This is a genomic window from Pseudogracilibacillus auburnensis (assembly GCF_003201975.1).
Taxonomy (GTDB): Bacteria; Bacillota; Bacilli; order Bacillales; family Amphibacillaceae; genus Pseudogracilibacillus; species Pseudogracilibacillus auburnensis.
This window is the reverse complement of the sequence record NZ_QJJQ01000027.1, coordinates 1-19837: the sequence shown is the minus strand read 5'-3', so window position 1 is coordinate 19837 and position 19837 is coordinate 1. Positions and strand designations below refer to the sequence as shown.

Below are 19837 nucleotides of genomic sequence, written 5' to 3'. Positions count from 1 at the left end.
TCCCCCCCTAAAATGACACTACTTTTTCTATTGCTCTTTTTACTCGTTCTGATGTTGGCAAATAGTCATTTTCAATTGAAAATAATGGGACGGGAACATCGAATCCAGTAACCCTTTCAATTGGCGCTTTTAAATATAAAAATGACGTATCATTAATGATCGAACTGACTTCACTGCCGACTCCGCCTGTCGCTTGTGCTTCATGAACGACGACAGCCCGCCCCGTTTTTTGAACAGATTCTGCAATAATCTCTTTATCGAGTGGATATAATGTGCGTAGGTCAATGACATCACACGTTAGTTGCTTCGCTTTCATTTCGGCAACAGCCTTCTCCACAATTGGCATCATTGCTCCCCAAGCGAGCACTGTTACATCATCGCCTCTTTCCACGTATCTTCCTTTCCCAAGTTCGATCGTATATTTATCAAGTGGAACATCGTTACGTTCTCCACGATATAAACGCATCGGTTCTAAAAATAAAACAGGATCTGGATCTTCAATGGAAGTGATTAACAATCCTTTTGCGTCGTACGCATTGGATGGGCACACCACTTTAATTCCAGGCATATGGGTAAAAAATGCCTCGATACTATCGGAATGAATTTCTGGTGATCGCACTCCAGCTCCATATGGTGCGCGAATAACCATCGGTAAATTAAAATGTCCCATCGTCCGTGCACGAGTTCTCGTAACATGTGTTGCAATTTGCTCAAATGCTGGATAAATAAAACCTAAAAATTGAATTTCAACAACAGGTTTCAGGCCGTTCACAGCCATCCCGACCGCCGTTCCGACAAAACCTGCTTCACTAAGTGGTGTATCAACTACCCGCTTCTCACCAAACTTTTCAAGCAGTCCATCTGTTGCTCGAAACACACCACCATTTACCCCTATATCTTCACCAAGTAATAATACGTTGTCATCAGCTTCAAGCATCGTTTCTAAACCGTTCGTAATTGCTTGAATAAGTGTAAATGATTTTTGCTCTGTTTGTTTACGGTATTGTTGCCTGTTATCGATCATGACCATTTAAGCTCCTCCCCTTCCTAAGAGTGCTTCTTTCTGTTCTTGAATTGTCCAAGTCGGTTGTTCAAAAACATAATCAAACATATGAGCCGGATCAGGTTGTTGAAACGTTTCCATACGTTCAATTGCTTCATTTAATTCATTTTCAATTTCTGTTTCAATTTGTTTGATCCATGTTTCATTCCAAAATCCGTACTTTTTCATTAATCGTTCTAACCTTGTAATTGGATCACGTGCTTCTCGCATCTGCTCTGTTTTTTCTTGGTCACGATATTTTGTCGGGTCATCTGCAGTCGTATGTGGTCCAAAACGCCATGTTACTGCTTCAATTAATGTTGGCCCTTCCCCGCGTCGCGCCCGATCACATGCTTCTTTGACAGCAAGATGAACAGCAAACACATCCATTCCATCGACCCGGATTCCCGGAATTCCATAGCCTTGCGCTTTTTGAGCAATTGTTTTAGAGTTCATTTGTTTTTCAATTGGAACTGAAATTGCGTAGCCATTATTTTGGTTAAAAAAGACGACAGGTGCTTTAAACACACTCGCAATATTAATTCCTTCATGAAAGTCACCTTCTGAAGTTGCACCATCACCAAAATAAGCAATTGAAACATTTTTCGTTCCCTTATAAGCTTCCGCCATAGCAGCACCCGTTGCATTCGGTAATTGAGTTGCAATCGGAATGGCGATTGGAAAGATATTTTTTGTATAGGATGGCACACATCCTTCTAATCTACCATTCCAATATAAAAGGAGTCGATCCATATCGGCACCAAATGTTAATGTTGCCCCATGATCACGATAGGTCGGAAACATCCAATCCTCTGTTTCCAGTGCAAGGGCACTCCCAACTTGTGCCGCTTCTTGCCCTTCAAATGGCACATACGTCCCAATTCTCCCTTGTCGTTGTAACGCTCTACTCTTTCGGTCAAATGTTCGAATTCTGACCATATGATAATAAAAGTTTTGTACTTTTTCTTCTGTTATTTCAGATTGATAGCTTTCAGAAACTAGTTTCCCCGTCCTGTCAACAACGACAAATAAAGGATACTTTTCTTTCATCTTGTTTCACCCTTTCTTTTTTATCGAACATGAAAATTCCATTTTGGACGGCGAGCGTATGCATAAAAATTATTACGATGTTTTTGTTTCTCCATTGTTTTTTTACATTTACGATACGCGGCATCTACCGTCGTTATATTCAATTGTTCTGCTTCTTCATAAATTTCAAGGAGTGAGTGATAGATTGCTTTTGTTTTTAATAACACTCGTTCTTTGTTCGCACCGTACAATTCATCCGCAACTTGAATTAAACCCCCTGCATTGACGATATAATCAGGTGCATATAAAATTCCTTTTTGCTGTAGAACATGGATCAAGTTCTCCGAAGCCAATTGATTATTTGCCGAACCGACAATTGCTTTAACCTGGAGCTCCTGAACTGTTTGTTCATTGATTATTCCGCCCATCGCACAAGGAATAAATATATGAGCTGGAACTGAATAAATATCTGCACTAGTGACAGCCGTAACCGTCCTGTTTAGCTCAGCTCCTATTTGTTTTATTTTTTGAATGACCGCTTCGTTTATATCAGTCACGAATAAATCTGCTCCTGCTTGAAGTAAATGCTCTGCTACTTTGAAGCCTACTTTTCCGAGTCCTTGTATTGCATATGTATTACTACCAAGTTCTTTATGTCCGAATAAAAATTGATTTGTCGCTTCCAGTGCGTAAACGACACCTTGGGCAGTTGGGATCGATGTATCGCCACCACCACCATAACTTTCAGGGATTCCATTGATATAATCTGTTTCTTTTAATGCTTCTACAAAATCATCCATCGTCGTTCCCATATCTGTTCCTGTAAAAAAACGCCCATTTAAGGAATCAACATATTGACCAAAGGCGCGAAAAAGTGCTGGCGATTTATCTTTCGCAGGATCCCCAATAATGACTGCTTTTCCCCCGCCAAAATCAAGATCTGCTGCTGCACATTTGTAAGTCATTCCTTCCGATAATCGGAGAACATCTTCAAGTGCATCATCAACTGATTCATATGGATACATTCGGGTCCCTCCAAGTGCGGGACCAAGGGTTGTATCATGAATGGCAATGATTGCTCGTAAGCCGGTCTCCGGATCATTACAAAACATTACTTGCTCATGATGTTGGATTTTATGAAAAATATCCTCTTGCTCTTGAACTACTTTCTCTAATTGTTCCATCATTTTATTTCCCCCATATTTATTTTCACTTGCAGATTGCAAGTGTTTTGTATGCGCCTTCAAGTTGTGGTAAAAATTGAATGTATGTGCAAGTCTTAAGATGAGTGTTTGCTGAAGATGAATGGTAAGAAATTAGTATGTGAAATTAACAAACTAATCAAATGTTTCCCAATTTACTTAACAGTATATTCGGTTGACGGTTAACTGTCAACCATAAATAAATAAAAAAAATCTTATCGCTAACATATAGCATAAGATTTTTAACATTCCTTCTTTAATTTATATGCTCTAAAACACCATCTAACCCTCTTTGTATATGAATACTTACTAATTCAGTTGCTTTTTCCACATTTTTTCCTACGATGCTTTGATATATTTTTTCGTGTTCATCAAGTAACGTTGGGTAAAATGGAGCATCAATCATATTATTACGCATATAATGAATTTTTGTCTTAATCATTTCAAGTAGTTGAATTAAATGATTATTTTTTGATGCATTAATAATAATCGTATGGAACTGTTGATCAAATTGTTTAAGAAGAGCGCCTTTATCTAGTGCTTGTTCAGTTTCCTTAATGTTTTTCTTTAAGTCCTCTAATAAAGTTTCATTACTATGTTCGATCGCCTGTTTAATTGCAAGAATTTCCAAGCTTTCACGACATTGAAAAATTTCAATGATATCTTTAACAGTCGGTTCATACACTTTCACAAAACCATCATTATATTCAAGAAGACCATCTTGAATCAGCATCCGAATTGCTTCTCTTACAGGTCCTCTACTTATCCCTAAAGTTCCCGCAACCTTTGCTTCGACAACACGTTCAGAAGGTTTACGCTCCCCGTCCAAAATCGATTGTTTTAAAATACTATACGCCTGTAAGTGGAGCGATTCAGGTTTAATAATTTGTCCCACCTTAGCACCTCCTCATTACCCCATTTTATTGATCGTTGTTTTTATCATACTACAAAAGTTAAGAATTCGATACGAATAATAGGTATTGTCCTGTGTGAAAATGACCCTAACGTGAGCATTAAATCCATCTCCCTCTCTTGGTGATGCGATTACACCCTATTCGTATCGATGTTTCTATCTTCTCCCTTACTAAGGTACAAGCAAATTTAAATAAGGATTTTTTACAAAACTAACAAAATGGAACAATCCTTTTTACGTTCCGTAACCCTTTTCGCATGAAATATGTACAAGAGTTTTTGCCATATGACATCCAACTTTCTGTATACATATTACAAACTTAACTTAAGAGTATGACGAAATACAAAATAGTTGAATTCTTTAAATGAAGTTGGACTATATTTTTTCCTTATTATTTGTAAATTACCTCTAGTTTTTCTTCAATTGGAGTTCTTTCTTTTCGTTTTGGTATCTTTTTTGGGTAGCCAATTTGCATGACGGCTGCGATTTTTTCTCTATCACTATGTAGCCCAATCTCTTGTAAAAATTGTGGATCGTGCATATAAGGTGTAATCGTCCAGAGCATTCCAACTCCATGTTTCCAAGCCGCTAGTTGGGTATTTTGGATAAACGCACATACGGCGGCATATTCCTCCTCATAACGAACAGGATCTTGTTCGATTGGCAAATAGATAACCGCATGATGAGGTATTTCTAGTAAAAATTGTTTGATCGACTCAATGGACTTAAGTGCCTTTTCACTTCCATCCGATTTTAGCATTCCGAGCCGCTGGTAACTTCGAATGGTTGCATCAATAAGTTTATTCCGCCCCTCTTGCTCGTACAATTTTATATTCCATGGCTCTTTCATATAATGGGTCGGTGCCCATGATGCATAGGTAAAAATTTCTTTTAAAAGTTCCTCTGAAACACGTTCTTTTTTAAAAAGATGAATGGATCTTCTCCCCTTCATTGCTTGTAAAATATCGATTTGCTTCACCTCTTCATTAATAAAATTGCACTAATGATATAAATAATAGATCCGACATAAAAAATGCTCGCAATCGTTAAAAAGTCGACCATATAACCAGTTAAAATAATCGCAATGGCAGCAACAATTGAAATGGTCGTATGGTATGCCCCGATTTCTTTTCCAGCTGTTGCTTTTTCCACATTGCGGGCGAGTGCCGTTTTTTCGGTGTTTTTTTGTACTGCACCTAATAAACCCATAAATAGTTGCAAAATATATACGTGCCAAACATCTGTCACGAGTGGAAAGATTAATAAAATGATCGACATCCCAAAAGAATAGATAAAAAATAATGTCTTATCTCCGACTTTATCTGACACCTTACCAATAATCGGATAAGCAAATGCAGCCGTGAGTGCAAATATTCCATACGCCCAGCCAAATTGGGCATAATTATGTCCGACGTTTTTAAGTAACAAAACGTAAAAAGGAAAAATCATACTACTTGCCATCATAATCGTACTTTGGTAAGAAAGAAATCTTTTATACGTCATTTTCCATACTCCTCATAAAACATATTCATAAACAGTTCATCTGGATCAAATTTTCGTTTCATTGCAAAAAAATCTTCTGCATTTGGATATGCTCTATGAAGCTGTTCCCTCGTTGGATACGGATAATATGGTAAATAATAACTGCCATCATGTGCTAACGTCACATCGATCATTTTTTCAATAACAGCACCTGTATCTTCAATATCTTGTTTCGTTCTCCCTTGATTAATGAGCATAACTAGAGCAAACATATCATCCTTTGCGTATGACATGATAGATTGATCGCTTTTATCGACATAGCGAATCGTTATATTTAGAAGATTAAAGTCTTTTTCTGCTTCAAGAACTTCACGCAAATCATCGATATAACTACTAAACTCGTGAACAGGCACAAAATATTCTTGCAATACTTCTGTTTGCTTTACACTATCATATTCCATAAATTTTGAATCAGAGCGCATCACATTATTTCTCGTTTCCAGTTTATGATTCGTGGTTTCCATATATTTTTTCTGCGTTTCCCAAAAAATATTTTTCCCCCAGTCACTATATCTTGACAAGCCTAATAAAAATTTTGGGAGAGCAATTAAAGGTTCGCCTTTTAATTTATTGTATTCGGTTAAGTCTTCTTGATTTGGGGCTAACTCGTAATTGGTCACATACATTTCCTCTAAAAATGAATCAGGTGCAACCGAAATCCGTGCCATATGCATTTTAACCTCATCACGCTGTAGCACTTTCTCTTCAAAAAATGCTGTGTACTCCTGATAATCGATTGTAACATTATCGGTTGTATATAGTTCATCATCGGTAAGTGTCAGCGTCATATCGAGGATTACACCAAATAGGCCATAACCACCGAGCACATACGGAAAAAGTTCTGCATTTTTACTGCGACTTACCTCGATTATTTCACCAGTAGGTGTCAATAGCCGAAATGACTCAACTGTGTCAATGACTGAACCATACCGAATGTCCCTTCCATGACCGATCGCACTTAATGAACCACCAACTGTGAAAATATTTTGTGATTGCGCAACCTTTAGTGCAAGTCCAGATGGATTAATATAATGCTGTATATCATCCCATGTTGCACCACTTTGAACAGTAATGGTTTTCGCTTTTTCATCAAATGCTAAAATTTTATTGTACCCTTTCATATCGAGCATGATGGCATTCGGATATAATGTCTGTCCACCTTGACTATGCTGCATCCCTGCAATCGAAAGCTTATCACCGTCTTTCTTTGCTTGTTTGACGATCTGTTGTAACTCTTCTTCTGTAGTCGCGGTTTTGATGCTTTTCATCTTGATCGGTAAAAGTTGTCCAGAATCTGTTACGACAGGATTAGAGTGTTTCATTTCATAAAGATAAATAGAACTTGCAAATAATAACAGGTACATGACAAGAAGTAAAACAGCGTATTTTTTCGGCAACTCGATTCACCTACTTCGTTACGTAATTAACATTATAGAAATCATTATATGAAATAAAATCTTTTCCCGCTAGATTAAATTAAAATACTCGTGAAATAACCGCATTCATGATTTGGACTCTGCATTTTTTCTCTGAACTGCGCATTATGGATTTGAACTTCGCATTTTTCCTCTGAACTACGCATTATGGATTGGGACTCTGCATTTTTCTCTGAACTGCGCATTATGGATTGGGACCCCGCATTTTTTCTCTGAACTGCGCATTATGGATTTGGACTCCGCATTTTTCTTTTTGAAAATAATAAACCCCAAAAGATAAAGTTTGTTTCTACCTTTTAGGGCGTATTTTAACATTTTAAAAAATCATAATCGCCACGATTGTCGAAGCAATTAATCCGATCACAACAGGAAAGAAACATTTTCGCACGAGCTCCATGACTGGAACTTTTGCAAAACCTGCAACAGCGACTAACGAAGACCATGCGATTAGTGTTCCGCCACCAACCCAAATGGCACCCATTTGCCCGATTGCCGCAAGTGTTGTTGGATCGATTCCCATCGTCGTTCCTAAAGGATCTGCCAACGCACCTGTGAGTGGAAGACCAGAAAAACCTGAACCATCAAGGCCTGTAATCATACCGATGATGAGTATCCCAAATGCCGCGAGAAAGCCACTGCTCGGAATGAGATGTTCTCCAGCTAAAATTAATTCGAATAAGAAGGCTGGTGCTCCTTCCGCCATGCCCAAAATTTTTCCAGCTGTTTCGTCATTTCCTAAAAAGAAGAACCCAGCAATCGGAAGGACCACTCCCATCGCCTTAAAGGCAAAAACGAGTCCACCAATTATATGCTTACTAACTTCTTCAAGTGATTTTTTCATACTATTTGTTGCAGAGGCGGCAATCAATAAAAGAAGGGCTGCCCCGCCGATTAATGCTGCTCCTTCGCCACCTTCCATTTCAGCTGTTCCACTCACTTTTGCAAAAACCATATAAGTAACGATTGCTAAAAATGAAACTGGTACAGCGATCGCAAACAAATTTCCTTTTGTATCATTTGTAGGAATGTTATCATCTGCTTCCGTTTCCATTTTTACGTCACTACTACTCTCCTCCCAATGTTTTAAATGAATTGCACTAGGTGTTGAAATGGACTTACGAAGAAAAAGATAAGCTAACCCGATAGCGATCACACCTGTAACGAGTGATAACACTAACGCACGATCTGCGACAACACTAACGTCCAAGTTCGCAGCACTTGCACTTAATGTTGGAGCAATTTGAATGATATAGTCGGATGACAAAGCCATCCCTTGCCCTGCAAGTGCAATCGCCACACCTGCACCGATTGGTGGCAACCCAGCACGAATAGCGACTGGAATAAGAATAGCACCTACGAGTGGTACTGCCGGTGTCGGCCAAAAGAAAAGCGAAATCGCATACGTAATTGCGATTAAAACAAAATAAGAAACATGCCCATTTACCATCACCTTTTGAAACGGTATGATCATTTTCTGATCGGCTCCAACATCCTTTAGTGAGCGAAGTAATGCAGTCATAACCGCAATAATTAAAAATATATCAAATAGGGAACTTGCTGCGACTAAACTAGCACGAAATGTTGATTGTAATGCTATACCAAATGATCCTGTATAAGCGAGCGCCACAAAAAAAGTGACAACGATAGCAGGAACAACGACATTTCTTTTAAATAACATCGTGAAAATAATAATGATTGTTCCAGCTAAATACACCCAATGAGCTAGTGTTAAATCCATTGTTCACACCCCATAATGTTCAAGTACTATACAATATGTGTTTTTATAGGTATGTGTGTAAATTTTCGTTGCCGCTCCATATTCGTACGGTAAAAAGTAAACTGAATAAAATATTGATCTCTTAACAAAATGGAGGGATACTAATTCTAAGGCTCTTACAAAATAATTGATATCGTAACATATGTAATGCCAATAACGATACGAAAATGTAACCAATTGATTTTTTGAGTATGAAACTTTTAAATCAGAGTTCAACAATTGTCTCCCGAACGTAAAAAAACTCCCCTTCAACTTAAAGGAAGTCGATCTAAAATAGAAGCGCATTTTCATTTTATATTGTTTTCATTAAGCTGGTCAATCATATACAAATACATTCTTTTCATTGGAAATAAAGTTTCTTTTACCATTCATTACATTGTCATAATCAATTTCTAAGAAATACATTGCCTTACTTATTACGTCATAAAAAAAAGGTATAAACTCCAAATCATTAAATACAAATACTTTTATCTGCTCATCGTTTTTTCGATACGCTTTTAATATTCTATGGTTTCCATTAATGCAATATTTTCTATCATCTGTCAGGTACTTACTTTTGATTACCATTACTGGGTTTTTATGATTGGGTTTTATTCGATTTGGGTCTTTATTAATATTACCTTGATCAACCGACTTAAAAATATTTGATGGGGAGAACGTTACTGGTTTAATATTTCGATCTTTTATAAGTGAAGTAGCACCGTCTATATCTAAAGCATACTCAAATATCCCTGTCGAAAACTCTGCAAATAATGAGAATGTCTCTTGTCCAATGGGGTGAACGGCTGGATAAGTTTCATTCATCAGATTTTGAGAAACAACCTCAGACCACTTCATGGCTACTTCAGCCCCATAATCAGATTTATTCTCCATGTCTTTAATACGTAATTTAAAGTGATTAAAAGGGTTAAACGCTCGATATTCTTTTTCATATTGTTCAATTTTACTTTTCATTTATAAATCACCCCTTTACTTTGTAATATTCTCTTGGAAAATAAAAGGAAATTTTCATATCAACGGTTCCCGCTGTTTAAATAATGCAGTTTCACAAACGCTATACAAGCATTTAAGCAATGAAGGGTTTTGCAGTTAACAAAACCCTTCGTTTCATCTTATTGTTCAATCACATTACTTACAAGTAATTGCTTATTGTTATAAACAACTATACATACTATTGCCAGCAGTAGTCCCGAAATAACAAATACCATTCTAATCCCTAACAAATCTGCTACCATCCCCATAATAAGGGAACCTACGCCGAAAGTCCCCGTTCCTATAGCACCTAAAGAAGTATAAACAGTTGATAGTTCTTCTTTTGACACGCTCGTTTGTATTACTGTTTGTTGCGGAATATTTTTTATCTGTCCAAACAGTCCAATACATAGAGATAATAATAAGGCAAAGATTGGAACACTATTTAAGCTAAACATTAATGTGACTAAAAAAACTTCCAATTGAGCCAACAAAAATAAAAGCACCAAATTTTTTCTCCACAAAAGAAGTGTATCTAAAGCAATAAATACTTCCTAAGATCAAGCCTAAAAAGAAAGCACCATTGATAAATCCCCACCATTTTTTATCGACTTGTAGGGCATCACTAACAAACACATATAGAATAGCAGCTATCCAGACTGTTCCCGATATGGTCTCGAAAAAGTTCATCAAAGCAATTTTCCTCAAAACAGGAGTGTTGGATAATGTTTTCCAACCTTTTTTTATCTGTTCTAATTTTCCTTTTGACTCTGTTGTTTGGTGACTAACGTTCTCCAAAAAACATAACAGTATGCTTGAAAAAATAAAGAAACCTCCGACCAACCAAATAAGTTGATGTGAACTTAAAATGACTAAAAACAAACTACCTAAAAACCACATCACTGCTTGAATCATTTGAATAACGGTTTCAGCCATTCCATTTGCTCGTACTAAATACTCAGTTTTAACATAATGTGGAATCAATGTCTGCATTATTGGGCTAGCACAACCATCAAAAATGGCAATCAACCCAATGATTAAAAAAATTAAATAGTAGTTAGATATTGTTATACTAATTAATATAAATCCTAGAGTTACAAGTAAAATTGTTTTTCCAATTTGGGATCCAGCCATTAACCACTTCAAATTTACCTTCCCAATCAAAAGAGGCGTCAATAGGCTAGAAACAAACATCGATGAGGTAATAGTAAATGGAACAAAGGAGGCAGCTGTTGCAGAACCTGTTAAAACAAAAATCGTACTTATTATACTTACCATATATAATACATCGCCTATATTAGCAAAGGACTGACCCAACAATAATAAAGAATAGTTTCTATTCAATTTGATAAAATATCCCCCAATATCAGTTAAAATATGATTTTTTGGGAAATATTAAATCGGACTAATCATCTAACTTTTCCCCTTTCAACTATCGGAAAAGTCTGGGGGAAAGACTTTTCACAAGTATTTATTTTCCATGCCAAACTTACTAATGATTGGTCTAAATAAAGCTCATTCTTGAACCTTTACGTTTGGACAACGTTCTTTTATCTCATTGATAAACTCCTTTTTATCCTTAGGTGAAATTTTCACACTTCCTAAAGCCGCTGTTTTATAAAATATTTCGAGTCCATCTCTTGATGACAATATTCTATAACCTGTAAAAATCTCAGTTGTAGGTGAAACTTTTGTTATTTGCTCATATTGAATCCTACTTCTAAATGGTCCGCCTTTTACAAATAAATAGTCTTGATAAAAAACATATTTAACTGAAAAAGCACTCCATAAAATAAAGCTTATCACAATAAGAAATATTGAAGTCAAGATGATAATTACAGGTAAAGCCTTACCACCTTCAAGGAACAGAGGCCAAAATGTCGCTACACCAATTATTAGTACCACTATCAACATAAAACGAATAAAAAAAGTGTCGATTTCTGAACGAAAAACCATTTAACAATGGCACCACCTTATACGAGTTACTTATATAAATGTTTCAACTTTCTTACAAAAAACCATTAACGAGCACTTTAGTTCAGTAAACCTCATCCAACACCTCAGCAATTTATTGTAGTTAACCTCAGCTAGGTAACAACTGAATAAATGCTTCGCTGTTTAATAACTACGTGCCAAGGTGTTTGGATATGGAGTTATTACCTCTTACTATTTCAACATCATACGTTCCATTTCTTTCAACATTTCGTAAGCACTATCCGAATTATTCGAGCATACAGCGATGGTCAGATCTAAATCCGGATAATGCACCAGTCGATAATTCACGCCAGGATCATATCCCATTTGGATATATTTCACTACTGATTTTTCATTCATCTCAAAATATCCGCCATAACCGTATAAAATATCATCATCAACTATGACTCTCGGTTTAAGCATTATTTCGGTCATTTTTTTTGACACAACTTCGCCAGCCAATAAAGCTTTCCAAAACGTTACAATATCTTTTACTGTTACATATGCTCCGCCATCAGGTCCACCTTTTGCTGGTAAAGAAAAAATATTCGTTTTTACTTGACCATTTGTATTTTCGATGTATCCAAGCGCTACCTGTTCCGGCAATGCATCCATAGAAAAATATCCCGAATTCGCCATTCCGACTTTTTGAAAAATATTTTGCTCAATATATTCGGAATAATCAATACCACTGACCTGTTCAATAATTAACCCTAATATTATATAGCCAGTATTGTTGTATTTAAAAAAGTTTCCTCGTTTATTCTCCATCCTTTTATATTGAAACAACGGTAAAAAATCTCTTGCACTTCGAACACGGTACATCGGAAGACTTTCCCAAAGTACCTCATAATCATCCATTGTATCCTCATCAAAATAATCTGGAACGCCAGATGTATGCGTCAATAAATGGTCGATAGTCACGTTTTGGTCTAAATAAGGAAAATCAATTTCCAAAAAGTCTTTCACCTTTGTATCAAATGCAATTTTATCCTTTTCAACTAATTGACAAATAGCAACAGATGTAAAGATTTTACTACCAGATGCAATAGAAAACCGCGTGGCTAATTCATTTTTTATTTTTTCCGAACGATTTGCATAACCATAGCTCTCTGCTACTACTTTTTCATTATGATGAGCATAAAAAGCCCCAGAAAAACGTAATTCTTGTTGCAGTTTTGTTAATCTATTTCCTATTTTTTGTTTATCCATTTTTGTCCCTCCTGAATGTCTTTTACGAAAATTGTTATCCCTTTTGGTAAAAGTACATTCAGTTAAGCTTTTCACAGTTGGTAACGAATCACATCGAACTCCTCCTTTTGAATAAATAGTACCATTTATTACTAATTACAACAACGTGATCTTGCAAAATGATAGATTTTTATGTTTGCTTTACGGCGATTAAAACACTTTTATCCTTAAGCTAAAAATAAGTAGGGTAGTAAATAATATAATTTTTCCACGTTTTCGTTTACACTAATAATTAATGACAATTCATGGAAGGGGAATTTTTATGTCTACAAAAACTATAAGAATGACTCGTGATGAAGTTCCAGTGGAAGAAACGTGGAATTTAGAAGATTTGTTCCCAAATGAGCTCGTTTGGGAAGCGGAACTAGTATCCGTACAAGAGGATGTACATACGGTTACGCAATATCAATCTAGATTAGGCGAAGATGCAGAAACTTTACTAGGTGCTTTAAAAACACTAGAAGCCTTTCAAAAACGGCTGATTCGTGTTGCTACATATGCAATGTTACGAACTAGTAGTGATGGAACGAATCCTGAATACCAGGCAGGTTCAGCAAAAGTAGCATCGGCATTTGCTGACATTGGTGCAGAGCTATCTTTTGTTGAATCAGAACTATTAACTATTCCCGAAGAAACAATTGAAAATTTTATTAAGGAAGAACCTAATTTACAGACGTATGAAAAGATGCTCGCAGATATAATGGAAAAAAAGCCATTTACTCTTGCTCCTGAAATTGAAAAAATATTAGCTGCTTTAAGTGAAGTACATGATGCACCTTATATGATTTATGAAAGAAGTAAAACATCTGATATGCAGTTTGATCCGATTGTTGATCATTCAGGTAGAGAACTTCCCATGTCAGAGACCCTCTATGAAGATCGTTATGAAATGGCGGCTGATACAGTAACACGCCAAAATGCTTATGACTCTTTTATTAAAACATTGGATCAATACAAACATACATATGCCGCAACCTACGCAACAGAAGTAACGAAACAAGTAACTTTGGCAAAACTACGTGGCTATGAATCTGTCACAAAGATGTTACTTCATTCCCAACAAGTAACAGAAGAAATGTACGAAAATCAACTAAATGTGATTCAAGAAGAACTAGCACCACATATGAGAAGACTTGCGAAATTAAAACAAAAAGAATATGGACTCGATAAAATAACGTTTTGTGACTTAAAAGCACCGCTCGATCCACAGTATAACCCAACAACAACATATGATGATGCAAAAGAGATGATTTTAGATGCCTTACAAGTGCTCGGTGCAGAATATAGTGCCATTATGGAGAAAGCATTTTCTGAACGTTGGATTGATCGAGCAGATAATGTTGGGAAACAATCTGGCGCCTTTTGTTCAAGCCCATACGGCATTCATCCGTATATTTTAATTACGTGGACAGATATGATGCGCGGGACATTTACATTAGCTCATGAACTTGGCCATGCTGGACATTTTTATCTAGCCGGGAAAAACCAAGAACTTGTCAATACGGACCCATCCACCTATTTCGTTGAAGCACCATCGACGATGAACGAATTATTACTAGCCGAGCATTTACTTGAAAAAACAGACGACAACCGGATGAAGCGCTGGATCATCAGCTCATTACTTGATACGTACTACCATAATTTTATTACACATTTATTGGAAGGCGAATTCCAACGGCGTGTGTATACTTTAGCCGAAGCTGGTACACCACTTACTGCAGATGTTTTGTGTCGTGAGAAAAAAGAAACAATTGAACATTTCTGGGGAGATGCAGTTGAAATTGACGATGGTGCAGGTCTAACTTGGATGCGCCAACCACATTATTATATGGGGTTATACCCTTACACCTATTCAGCTGGACTCACTGTTTCAACAGCTGCTGCCCAACAAATCAAGGCAGAAGGAAAGCCTGCTGTTGATCGCTGGCTCGATGTCTTAAAAGCGGGCGGAACATTAAAACCACTTGAGCTTGCCAAAAAAGCAGGTGTAGATATGTCTGAACCTAATGCCATTAAAGAGGCTGTCGCCTACGTCGGCTCCCTTGTTGATCAGTTGGAAAAAAGTTATGATTAATGAAAATCACCTAGAGCGCTAAATTGCTCTAGGTGTTTATTTAAGTGATTCAGATTTGTTACACAACATTATAATCTGTGACTTTGGACAGTATGACGAGCCTTTACACAGCATTGCTTCTTTTCACATTTTAAATACTTTTCAATATATAGTACACTATCGTTAGAAATTAGTTAAAGGTGGTGATATTGTGAGTGGCTTCCATACAGTTGACTTTTTAATTGTATTGGTCTATTTTGGGGTCATTTTTCTCATCATTATTCTATGTGTCATGTTTTTTCGTTCTCTTTCTAAACGTAAAAACCAACTTGATAACATCGAAAAGAAAATAGATGCTATTAAGGAACAACTGAAGAAAGGAAATGATTAACAACAAACTAGGTCGTTTTTTTGTCTATTGCAACTTTTCATCTAATTTTTACACCCCGTATCTACATGTAAACATGTGGAGTTTCAACCACTTAGTATTTTTCCGAATTCCACATATTCTAGTTTTTTGCCCAGTATTTATTTGAAATAAGTTAGCATTATAAGTTTTAAGCTAGCATTTATCGCCATTAGTCAGCATTGGCTCTTCAACACAACATTACGCAAAAAAACTAACTAGTATTATGCCTTTTACAAAACAAACCAATAGAACCCTTGGTTTCATACTCGGAATTTCCTAAACCCTGTCAACCCGTCCATCCCTTTCTACCCAATATTTTCGATTTTAATATTTGAGAGTTACTAGCATTAAGTGATAAGATACTAACGGGCGAAAGGAATGAAAACAATTGATATACGACGTAATAGTTATTGGTGGTGGTCCATCTGGATTAATGGCTGCCATATCTGCTGCTGAACATGGTGCGAAAACGATGTTAGTTGAAAAAGGGCAAAAACTTGGGACGAAGCTTGCGATTTCTGGTGGCGGACGTTGTAATGTAACGAATCGCCTACCACAAGACGAAGTAATAAAAAACATTCCCGGTAATGGAAAGTTTTTATATAGTGCCTTTTCTGTTTTTAATAATTACGATATCATTGATTATTTTGAACGTATGGGTATTGCCTTAAAAGAAGAGGATCATGGCCGGATGTTTCCTGTTTCCAATTCAGCAAAGTCTGTGGTGGATACACTCGTTAATAGACTACATGAATTAGAAGTACATATGCAGCTTTCCACTCCTGTAAAAGCGATCCATTATACAGAGACAACCCATCATATCCTTTTACAAAACGGGGAAAAAATACATACAAAAGCAGTTGTCATCGCAGTTGGCGGCAAATCGGTTCCCCATACTGGTTCTACTGGTGATGGTTACGCTTGGGCGAAAAAAGCGGGGCATACGATAACAGACCTTTATCCGACAGAAGTTGCATTAACATCAGACGAACGCTTTATTAAAGATAAAACATTACAAGGGCTTTCTTTACGTGATGTTGCATTAACCGTATTAAACAAAAAAGGAAAACCAATTATCACCCACCAAATGGATATGGTGTTTACTCATTTTGGAATTTCGGGTCCTGCTGTTTTACGTTGTTCCCAATTTGTTGTGAAAGAGATGATGATGGGAAGGCAAAAACGTGTCTTGATGGCAATCGATATGTTACCTAATGAACAGCTGGAACAACTGATGAATATGACTGTTGCGGCAATAAAGAAAAATGCACGTAAATCGGTTAAAAATACTTTGCGAGATATGACAGGAATTCCGGAGCGTTTACTAACGTATCTTCTCTATAAAAATGAAGTCGGAGAAGAGTTAAAGGCTGGAAATGTTTCTAATGATACTATTCGCACAATCATCGATAACATTAAAAACTTTACTTTTTACGTAAATGGATCGCTTTCGATTGAAAAAGCATTTGTCACTGGCGGCGGTGTTTCAACAAAGGAAATCATACCTAATACGATGGAATCTAAATTAATGGGGCGACTATTTTTTTGTGGGGAAATTTTAGATATTCATGGATATACTGGCGGCTATAATATTACTGCTGCGTTAGTGACTGGGAGATTGGCCGGAACAAATGCTGCTCGCCGTGCGCTTTCTTACAAATAATATTACTAAATAAGTATAAAGGAAAAAGATCTAGATTGTCCAAATACAATCTAGATCTTTTTCCTTTTCTATTACTATAATTTCTTTAAAAAATCATCCGCTATTTGTCCAACAACAGGTAGCTTAAAAAACTCTTTTTGATACGCTTTAACCATAAGAACAATCCACATAATAAAAGCAAATAATGAGCATATCGAAGTTAATAGCCAACCAATAACCGGAAGAAAGTCAACGACAAAATAAACAACCCAAATGCCGACGAAGAAAACAGTCGATTGCATGGCATGAAAACGAACAAACCTACTTTTCTTTTCCAGGATAAGAAATATAATACCAGTTACAAATGTACCTAAATAGCATAATAAGCCTGCAACGTTTTCATCTAAATTTAAAGAAGAGCCAGACGTTTCATCTTCGTCATTTCCGGCTACTATTTCAGTCGTTACTTCATCTTCAACTTGTTCTTCTGTAGAATGATGTACCTTTTCTTCGTCCTTTTTTTCTACCATTGTACACACTCCTTTCCTATTAATCTCTTCGAAAGGAAAGTTTAACAAAGATTATTATATTTTACTAGACCTTTTGGAAAAGACAGTAAAATAATCCTATATAATTGTGTATGTATATTACACAATTTAGGATTAAATAACCTACTTCTTCCTTCATGATGAGAGCCTTTTGCTATGCTAAAAGTATTGCTCCTGATAACCAATCATTCAATCGATTTCCTCTTTTGAGCAGATATATGTAGTTACCTGTGGATAACTGCTATAATTAAGTTAGTGAAATAAAAAAAATAGAAAGAAGTGTTATTATTAGTTATCAAAAATCACTCATTAAACGAAATGTCGTGATCATGTGGTTTGCTAACTTTTTTATTGCGGGAAGCATGACAATGGTTTTACCATTTATCTCCCTTTACATTGAAACATTCGGGAACTTTTCTACTGCCTATGTCCAGAGCTGGTCTGGTTGGATTTTTGCCATTACGTTTGTTACCGCCTTTATCTTTTCACCGATATGGGGACGAATTGGTGATAAGTACGGTCGAAAAAATATTTTAATCATATCAGCGACAGGGCTTGCAGTTTCTGTGCTTCTCATGGGGTTTGCCACAACAGTATGGCAACTTTTTTTATTGCGATTTTTTACGGGGGTCTTTACTGGATTTATCCCAATGTCGCAAGCATTCATTTCAACACAAACGCCGAAAGAAATTGCTGGTCGCGTACTCGGTTCCTTACAAACAGGTAGTATAACTGGCACATTAATGGGTCCTTTATTAGGTGGAATTATCGCTGACTCATTTGGCTATAGTGCTACATTTAAATGGGTTTCCATTACTATTTTCTTATCGTCCTTAATTGTCTTGTTTGGAATTAAAGAAATGCAATTGAAAGTAACAAACAAAGAAGATCGAAAAATATATTCAAGTAAAGAAGTCATCAAACATATTGTCCAACACCCTGTTTTATTTATCGTGATGATTACATCAGCGCTAGTACAAATAGCCCACTTTAGTATCCAACCAATTTTATCTTTATATGTTGTTGAGTTACATGGAACTGCGAGTATTGCCTTCTTTTCTGGGCTCGCTTTTTCCGCTGCCGGACTTGGAAATTTATTTTTTGCAAGACGGTGGGGAAGTTTAGGGGACAAGATTGGTCACACAAAAATCTTAATCATTCTTTTATTCATGGCAGGAATCGTTTATTTCCCTGGAGCATTTGTCACAAATATTTGGCAACTCGTCATTTTACGCTTTCTCCTCGGAATTGCTATCGGTGGAATCGTCCCAACACGGATAGCTTATGTCCGACAAGAAGCACCTTTATCGATGCAAGGGGAAGTATTAGGGTATAACACAAGTTTACGATTTCTTGGAAATATGATCGGGCCTGCACTTGGCGGGGTTCTAGCGGGTATCTTTGGGATTTCATCCGTATTTTTCGTCACAAGTGCTTTACTCATTATTACAGGATCAATCATGTTAGTAACATGGATTAAATATGAGAAGGTTGATCCATACTTTTTATCATCGAATAAAGGATAAAAATAAGAGACTGGGACAAAAGTATTTTCACCATCACCAAAGAAAAACCCGAACAATGGTAGCTGCATATAACCCGCTCTGGAAATATACTTCGCTTTCCGCGGGCGGCTGGTGAGCCTCCTCTTTCGAAATTAAAGGATGGCCAACGTCGGCATACCCCTTGCCGGGGCAGGGTCTCACCGATGCCTTTCTTGAGGTCACTGAAAAACATCCGATTGAAAAATTCATAAAATTATAATGAGAAAATAAAGAAGAATTGAAGGGGTTTTTTCCTCTAATTCTTTTTTAAAAATTTTACACGGACGGTCGAGAGTATTTTATCCCCTTTTTTCATCCATTAGTTTCAATATGTCATGACTTTTTGTGTAGGCAATATTATCTTTGAAGACAAAGTAAACATTCCATGTTTGTGTGGAATCCGAATTCACTGATATGAACGAAACTGTCAAGTTCCACCCCTTATTTTTACTAAAAGTGTATTTTTGGGCAACCTTAATTAAGAGTCCTTATGCCTCTTTTTG

The 19837-nt window shown here is 36.6% G+C and carries 18 protein-coding genes; 4 read left to right on the top strand and 14 right to left on the bottom strand.

The window, feature by feature from the left end; all coding sequences use genetic code 11:
- Window positions 1-7: 7 nt before the first annotated feature.
- The 13 genes from DFR56_RS21895 to DFR56_RS21840 all read right to left on the bottom strand — a co-directional run bounded on the left by DFR56_RS21895 (window position 8) and on the right by DFR56_RS21840 (window position 13099).
- Window positions 8-1030 (bottom strand): alpha-ketoacid dehydrogenase subunit beta, encoded by a 1023-nt coding sequence (locus DFR56_RS21895; protein WP_244916617.1) that lies wholly within the window; start codon window positions 1028-1030, stop codon window positions 8-10.
- Complete coding sequence (gene pdhA, locus DFR56_RS21890; protein WP_110397591.1) at window positions 1031-2092, bottom strand: pyruvate dehydrogenase (acetyl-transferring) E1 component subunit alpha; 1062 nt, start codon at window positions 2090-2092, stop codon at window positions 1031-1033.
- A 20-nt stretch (window positions 2093-2112) separates the two neighbouring features.
- Complete coding sequence (locus DFR56_RS21885; RefSeq protein WP_110397590.1) at window positions 2113-3258, bottom strand: Leu/Phe/Val dehydrogenase; 1146 nt, start codon at window positions 3256-3258, stop codon at window positions 2113-2115.
- 271 nt (window positions 3259-3529) lie between these two features.
- Entirely contained in the window at window positions 3530-4168 is a 639-nt protein-coding gene (locus tag DFR56_RS21880; RefSeq protein ID WP_110397589.1) for a GntR family transcriptional regulator, read from the bottom strand.
- A gap of 409 nt (window positions 4169-4577) precedes the next feature.
- A complete protein-coding gene (locus DFR56_RS21875) occupies window positions 4578-5165 on the bottom strand; it encodes a nitroreductase family protein (RefSeq protein WP_244916616.1) in 588 nt (195 codons plus the stop codon).
- Window positions 5162-5689: an MFS transporter gene (locus tag DFR56_RS21870; protein ID WP_110397588.1), complete on the bottom strand. Its 528-nt coding sequence runs from the start codon at window positions 5687-5689 to the stop codon at window positions 5162-5164. Before DFR56_RS21870 ends, DFR56_RS21875 begins: the two co-directional genes overlap by 4 nt.
- Window positions 5686-7125 carry an FAD-binding oxidoreductase gene (locus DFR56_RS21865; RefSeq protein WP_377722911.1) on the bottom strand — a complete coding sequence of 480 codons (1440 nt, stop codon included), beginning with the start codon at window positions 7123-7125 and terminating at the stop codon, window positions 5686-5688. Before DFR56_RS21865 ends, DFR56_RS21870 begins: the two co-directional genes overlap by 4 nt.
- Window positions 7126-7480: 355 nt before the next feature.
- Window positions 7481-8902, bottom strand: a complete 1422-nt coding sequence (locus tag DFR56_RS21860; protein WP_110397587.1) for a hypothetical protein — start codon at window positions 8900-8902, stop codon at window positions 7481-7483.
- 354 nt (window positions 8903-9256) lie between these two features.
- A complete protein-coding gene (locus DFR56_RS21855) occupies window positions 9257-9895 on the bottom strand; it encodes a hypothetical protein (RefSeq protein WP_110397586.1) in 639 nt (212 codons plus the stop codon).
- Between the two features lie 158 nt (window positions 9896-10053).
- Window positions 10054-10395 carry an MFS transporter gene (locus DFR56_RS23615; protein ID WP_244916615.1) on the bottom strand — a complete coding sequence of 114 codons (342 nt, stop codon included), beginning with the start codon at window positions 10393-10395 and terminating at the stop codon, window positions 10054-10056.
- Window positions 10364-11257, bottom strand: coding sequence for an MFS transporter (locus DFR56_RS21850; protein ID WP_244916614.1), 894 nt, complete (start codon window positions 11255-11257; stop codon window positions 10364-10366). Before DFR56_RS21850 ends, DFR56_RS23615 begins: the two co-directional genes overlap by 32 nt.
- 171 nt (window positions 11258-11428) lie before the next feature.
- Window positions 11429-11869: a PH domain-containing protein gene (locus DFR56_RS21845; protein ID WP_110397585.1), complete on the bottom strand. Its 441-nt coding sequence runs from the start codon at window positions 11867-11869 to the stop codon at window positions 11429-11431.
- Window positions 11870-12079: 210 nt separating this feature from the next.
- Window positions 12080-13099 carry a serine hydrolase domain-containing protein gene (locus tag DFR56_RS21840; RefSeq protein ID WP_110397584.1) on the bottom strand — a complete coding sequence of 340 codons (1020 nt, stop codon included), beginning with the start codon at window positions 13097-13099 and terminating at the stop codon, window positions 12080-12082.
- 301 nt (window positions 13100-13400) lie between these two features.
- On the opposite strand from DFR56_RS21840, the gene pepF reads away from it, so the two are divergent.
- From pepF to DFR56_RS21825, 3 genes are all read left to right on the top strand, one after another.
- The gene (gene pepF / locus DFR56_RS21835; RefSeq protein WP_110397583.1) at window positions 13401-15212 is read left to right on the top strand and encodes an oligoendopeptidase F; all 1812 of its coding nucleotides are present in this window, start codon (window positions 13401-13403) and stop codon (window positions 15210-15212) included.
- Window positions 15213-15402: 190 nt separating this feature from the next.
- Window positions 15403-15582 (top strand): DUF4083 domain-containing protein, encoded by a 180-nt coding sequence (locus DFR56_RS21830; protein WP_110397582.1) that lies wholly within the window; start codon window positions 15403-15405, stop codon window positions 15580-15582.
- A gap of 406 nt (window positions 15583-15988) precedes the next feature.
- Complete coding sequence (locus DFR56_RS21825) at window positions 15989-17263, top strand: BaiN/RdsA family NAD(P)/FAD-dependent oxidoreductase (protein ID WP_110397581.1); 1275 nt, start codon at window positions 15989-15991, stop codon at window positions 17261-17263.
- 74 nt (window positions 17264-17337) lie between these two features.
- Here the strand turns inward: DFR56_RS21825 and DFR56_RS21820 are convergent, their stop codons facing one another.
- The gene (locus DFR56_RS21820; protein WP_110397580.1) at window positions 17338-17772 is read right to left on the bottom strand and encodes a DUF4870 domain-containing protein; all 435 of its coding nucleotides are present in this window, start codon (window positions 17770-17772) and stop codon (window positions 17338-17340) included.
- A 347-nt stretch (window positions 17773-18119) separates the two neighbouring features.
- On the opposite strand from DFR56_RS21820, the gene DFR56_RS21815 reads away from it, so the two are divergent.
- Window positions 18120-19316: an MFS transporter gene (locus DFR56_RS21815; protein WP_110397579.1), complete on the top strand. Its 1197-nt coding sequence runs from the start codon at window positions 18120-18122 to the stop codon at window positions 19314-19316.
- Window positions 19317-19837: the final 521 nt, after the last annotated feature.

Bases quoted from the DNA above. Each gene is read 5' to 3' on its own strand.
- DFR56_RS21895 (WP_244916617.1), bottom strand. From the start codon at position 1,030: ATGGTCATGATCGATAACAGGCAACAATACCGTAAACAAACAGAGCAA.
- pdhA (WP_110397591.1), bottom strand. From the start codon at position 2,092: ATGAAAGAAAAGTATCCTTTATTTGTCGTTGTTGACAGGACGGGGAAA.
- DFR56_RS21885 (WP_110397590.1), bottom strand. From the start codon at position 3,258: ATGATGGAACAATTAGAGAAAGTAGTTCAAGAGCAAGAGGATATTTTT.
- DFR56_RS21870 (WP_110397588.1), bottom strand. From the start codon at position 5,689: ATGACGTATAAAAGATTTCTTTCTTACCAAAGTACGATTATGATGGCA.
- DFR56_RS21860 (WP_110397587.1), bottom strand. From the start codon at position 8,902: ATGGATTTAACACTAGCTCATTGGGTGTATTTAGCTGGAACAATCATT.
- DFR56_RS21855 (WP_110397586.1), bottom strand. From the start codon at position 9,895: ATGAAAAGTAAAATTGAACAATATGAAAAAGAATATCGAGCGTTTAAC.
- DFR56_RS21845 (WP_110397585.1), bottom strand. From the start codon at position 11,869: ATGGTTTTTCGTTCAGAAATCGACACTTTTTTTATTCGTTTTATGTTG.
- DFR56_RS21840 (WP_110397584.1), bottom strand. From the start codon at position 13,099: ATGGATAAACAAAAAATAGGAAATAGATTAACAAAACTGCAACAAGAA.
- pepF (WP_110397583.1), top strand. From the start codon at position 13,401: ATGTCTACAAAAACTATAAGAATGACTCGTGATGAAGTTCCAGTGGAA.
- DFR56_RS21820 (WP_110397580.1), bottom strand. From the start codon at position 17,772: ATGGTAGAAAAAAAGGACGAAGAAAAGGTACATCATTCTACAGAAGAA.
- DFR56_RS21815 (WP_110397579.1), top strand. From the start codon at position 18,120: ATGTGGTTTGCTAACTTTTTTATTGCGGGAAGCATGACAATGGTTTTA.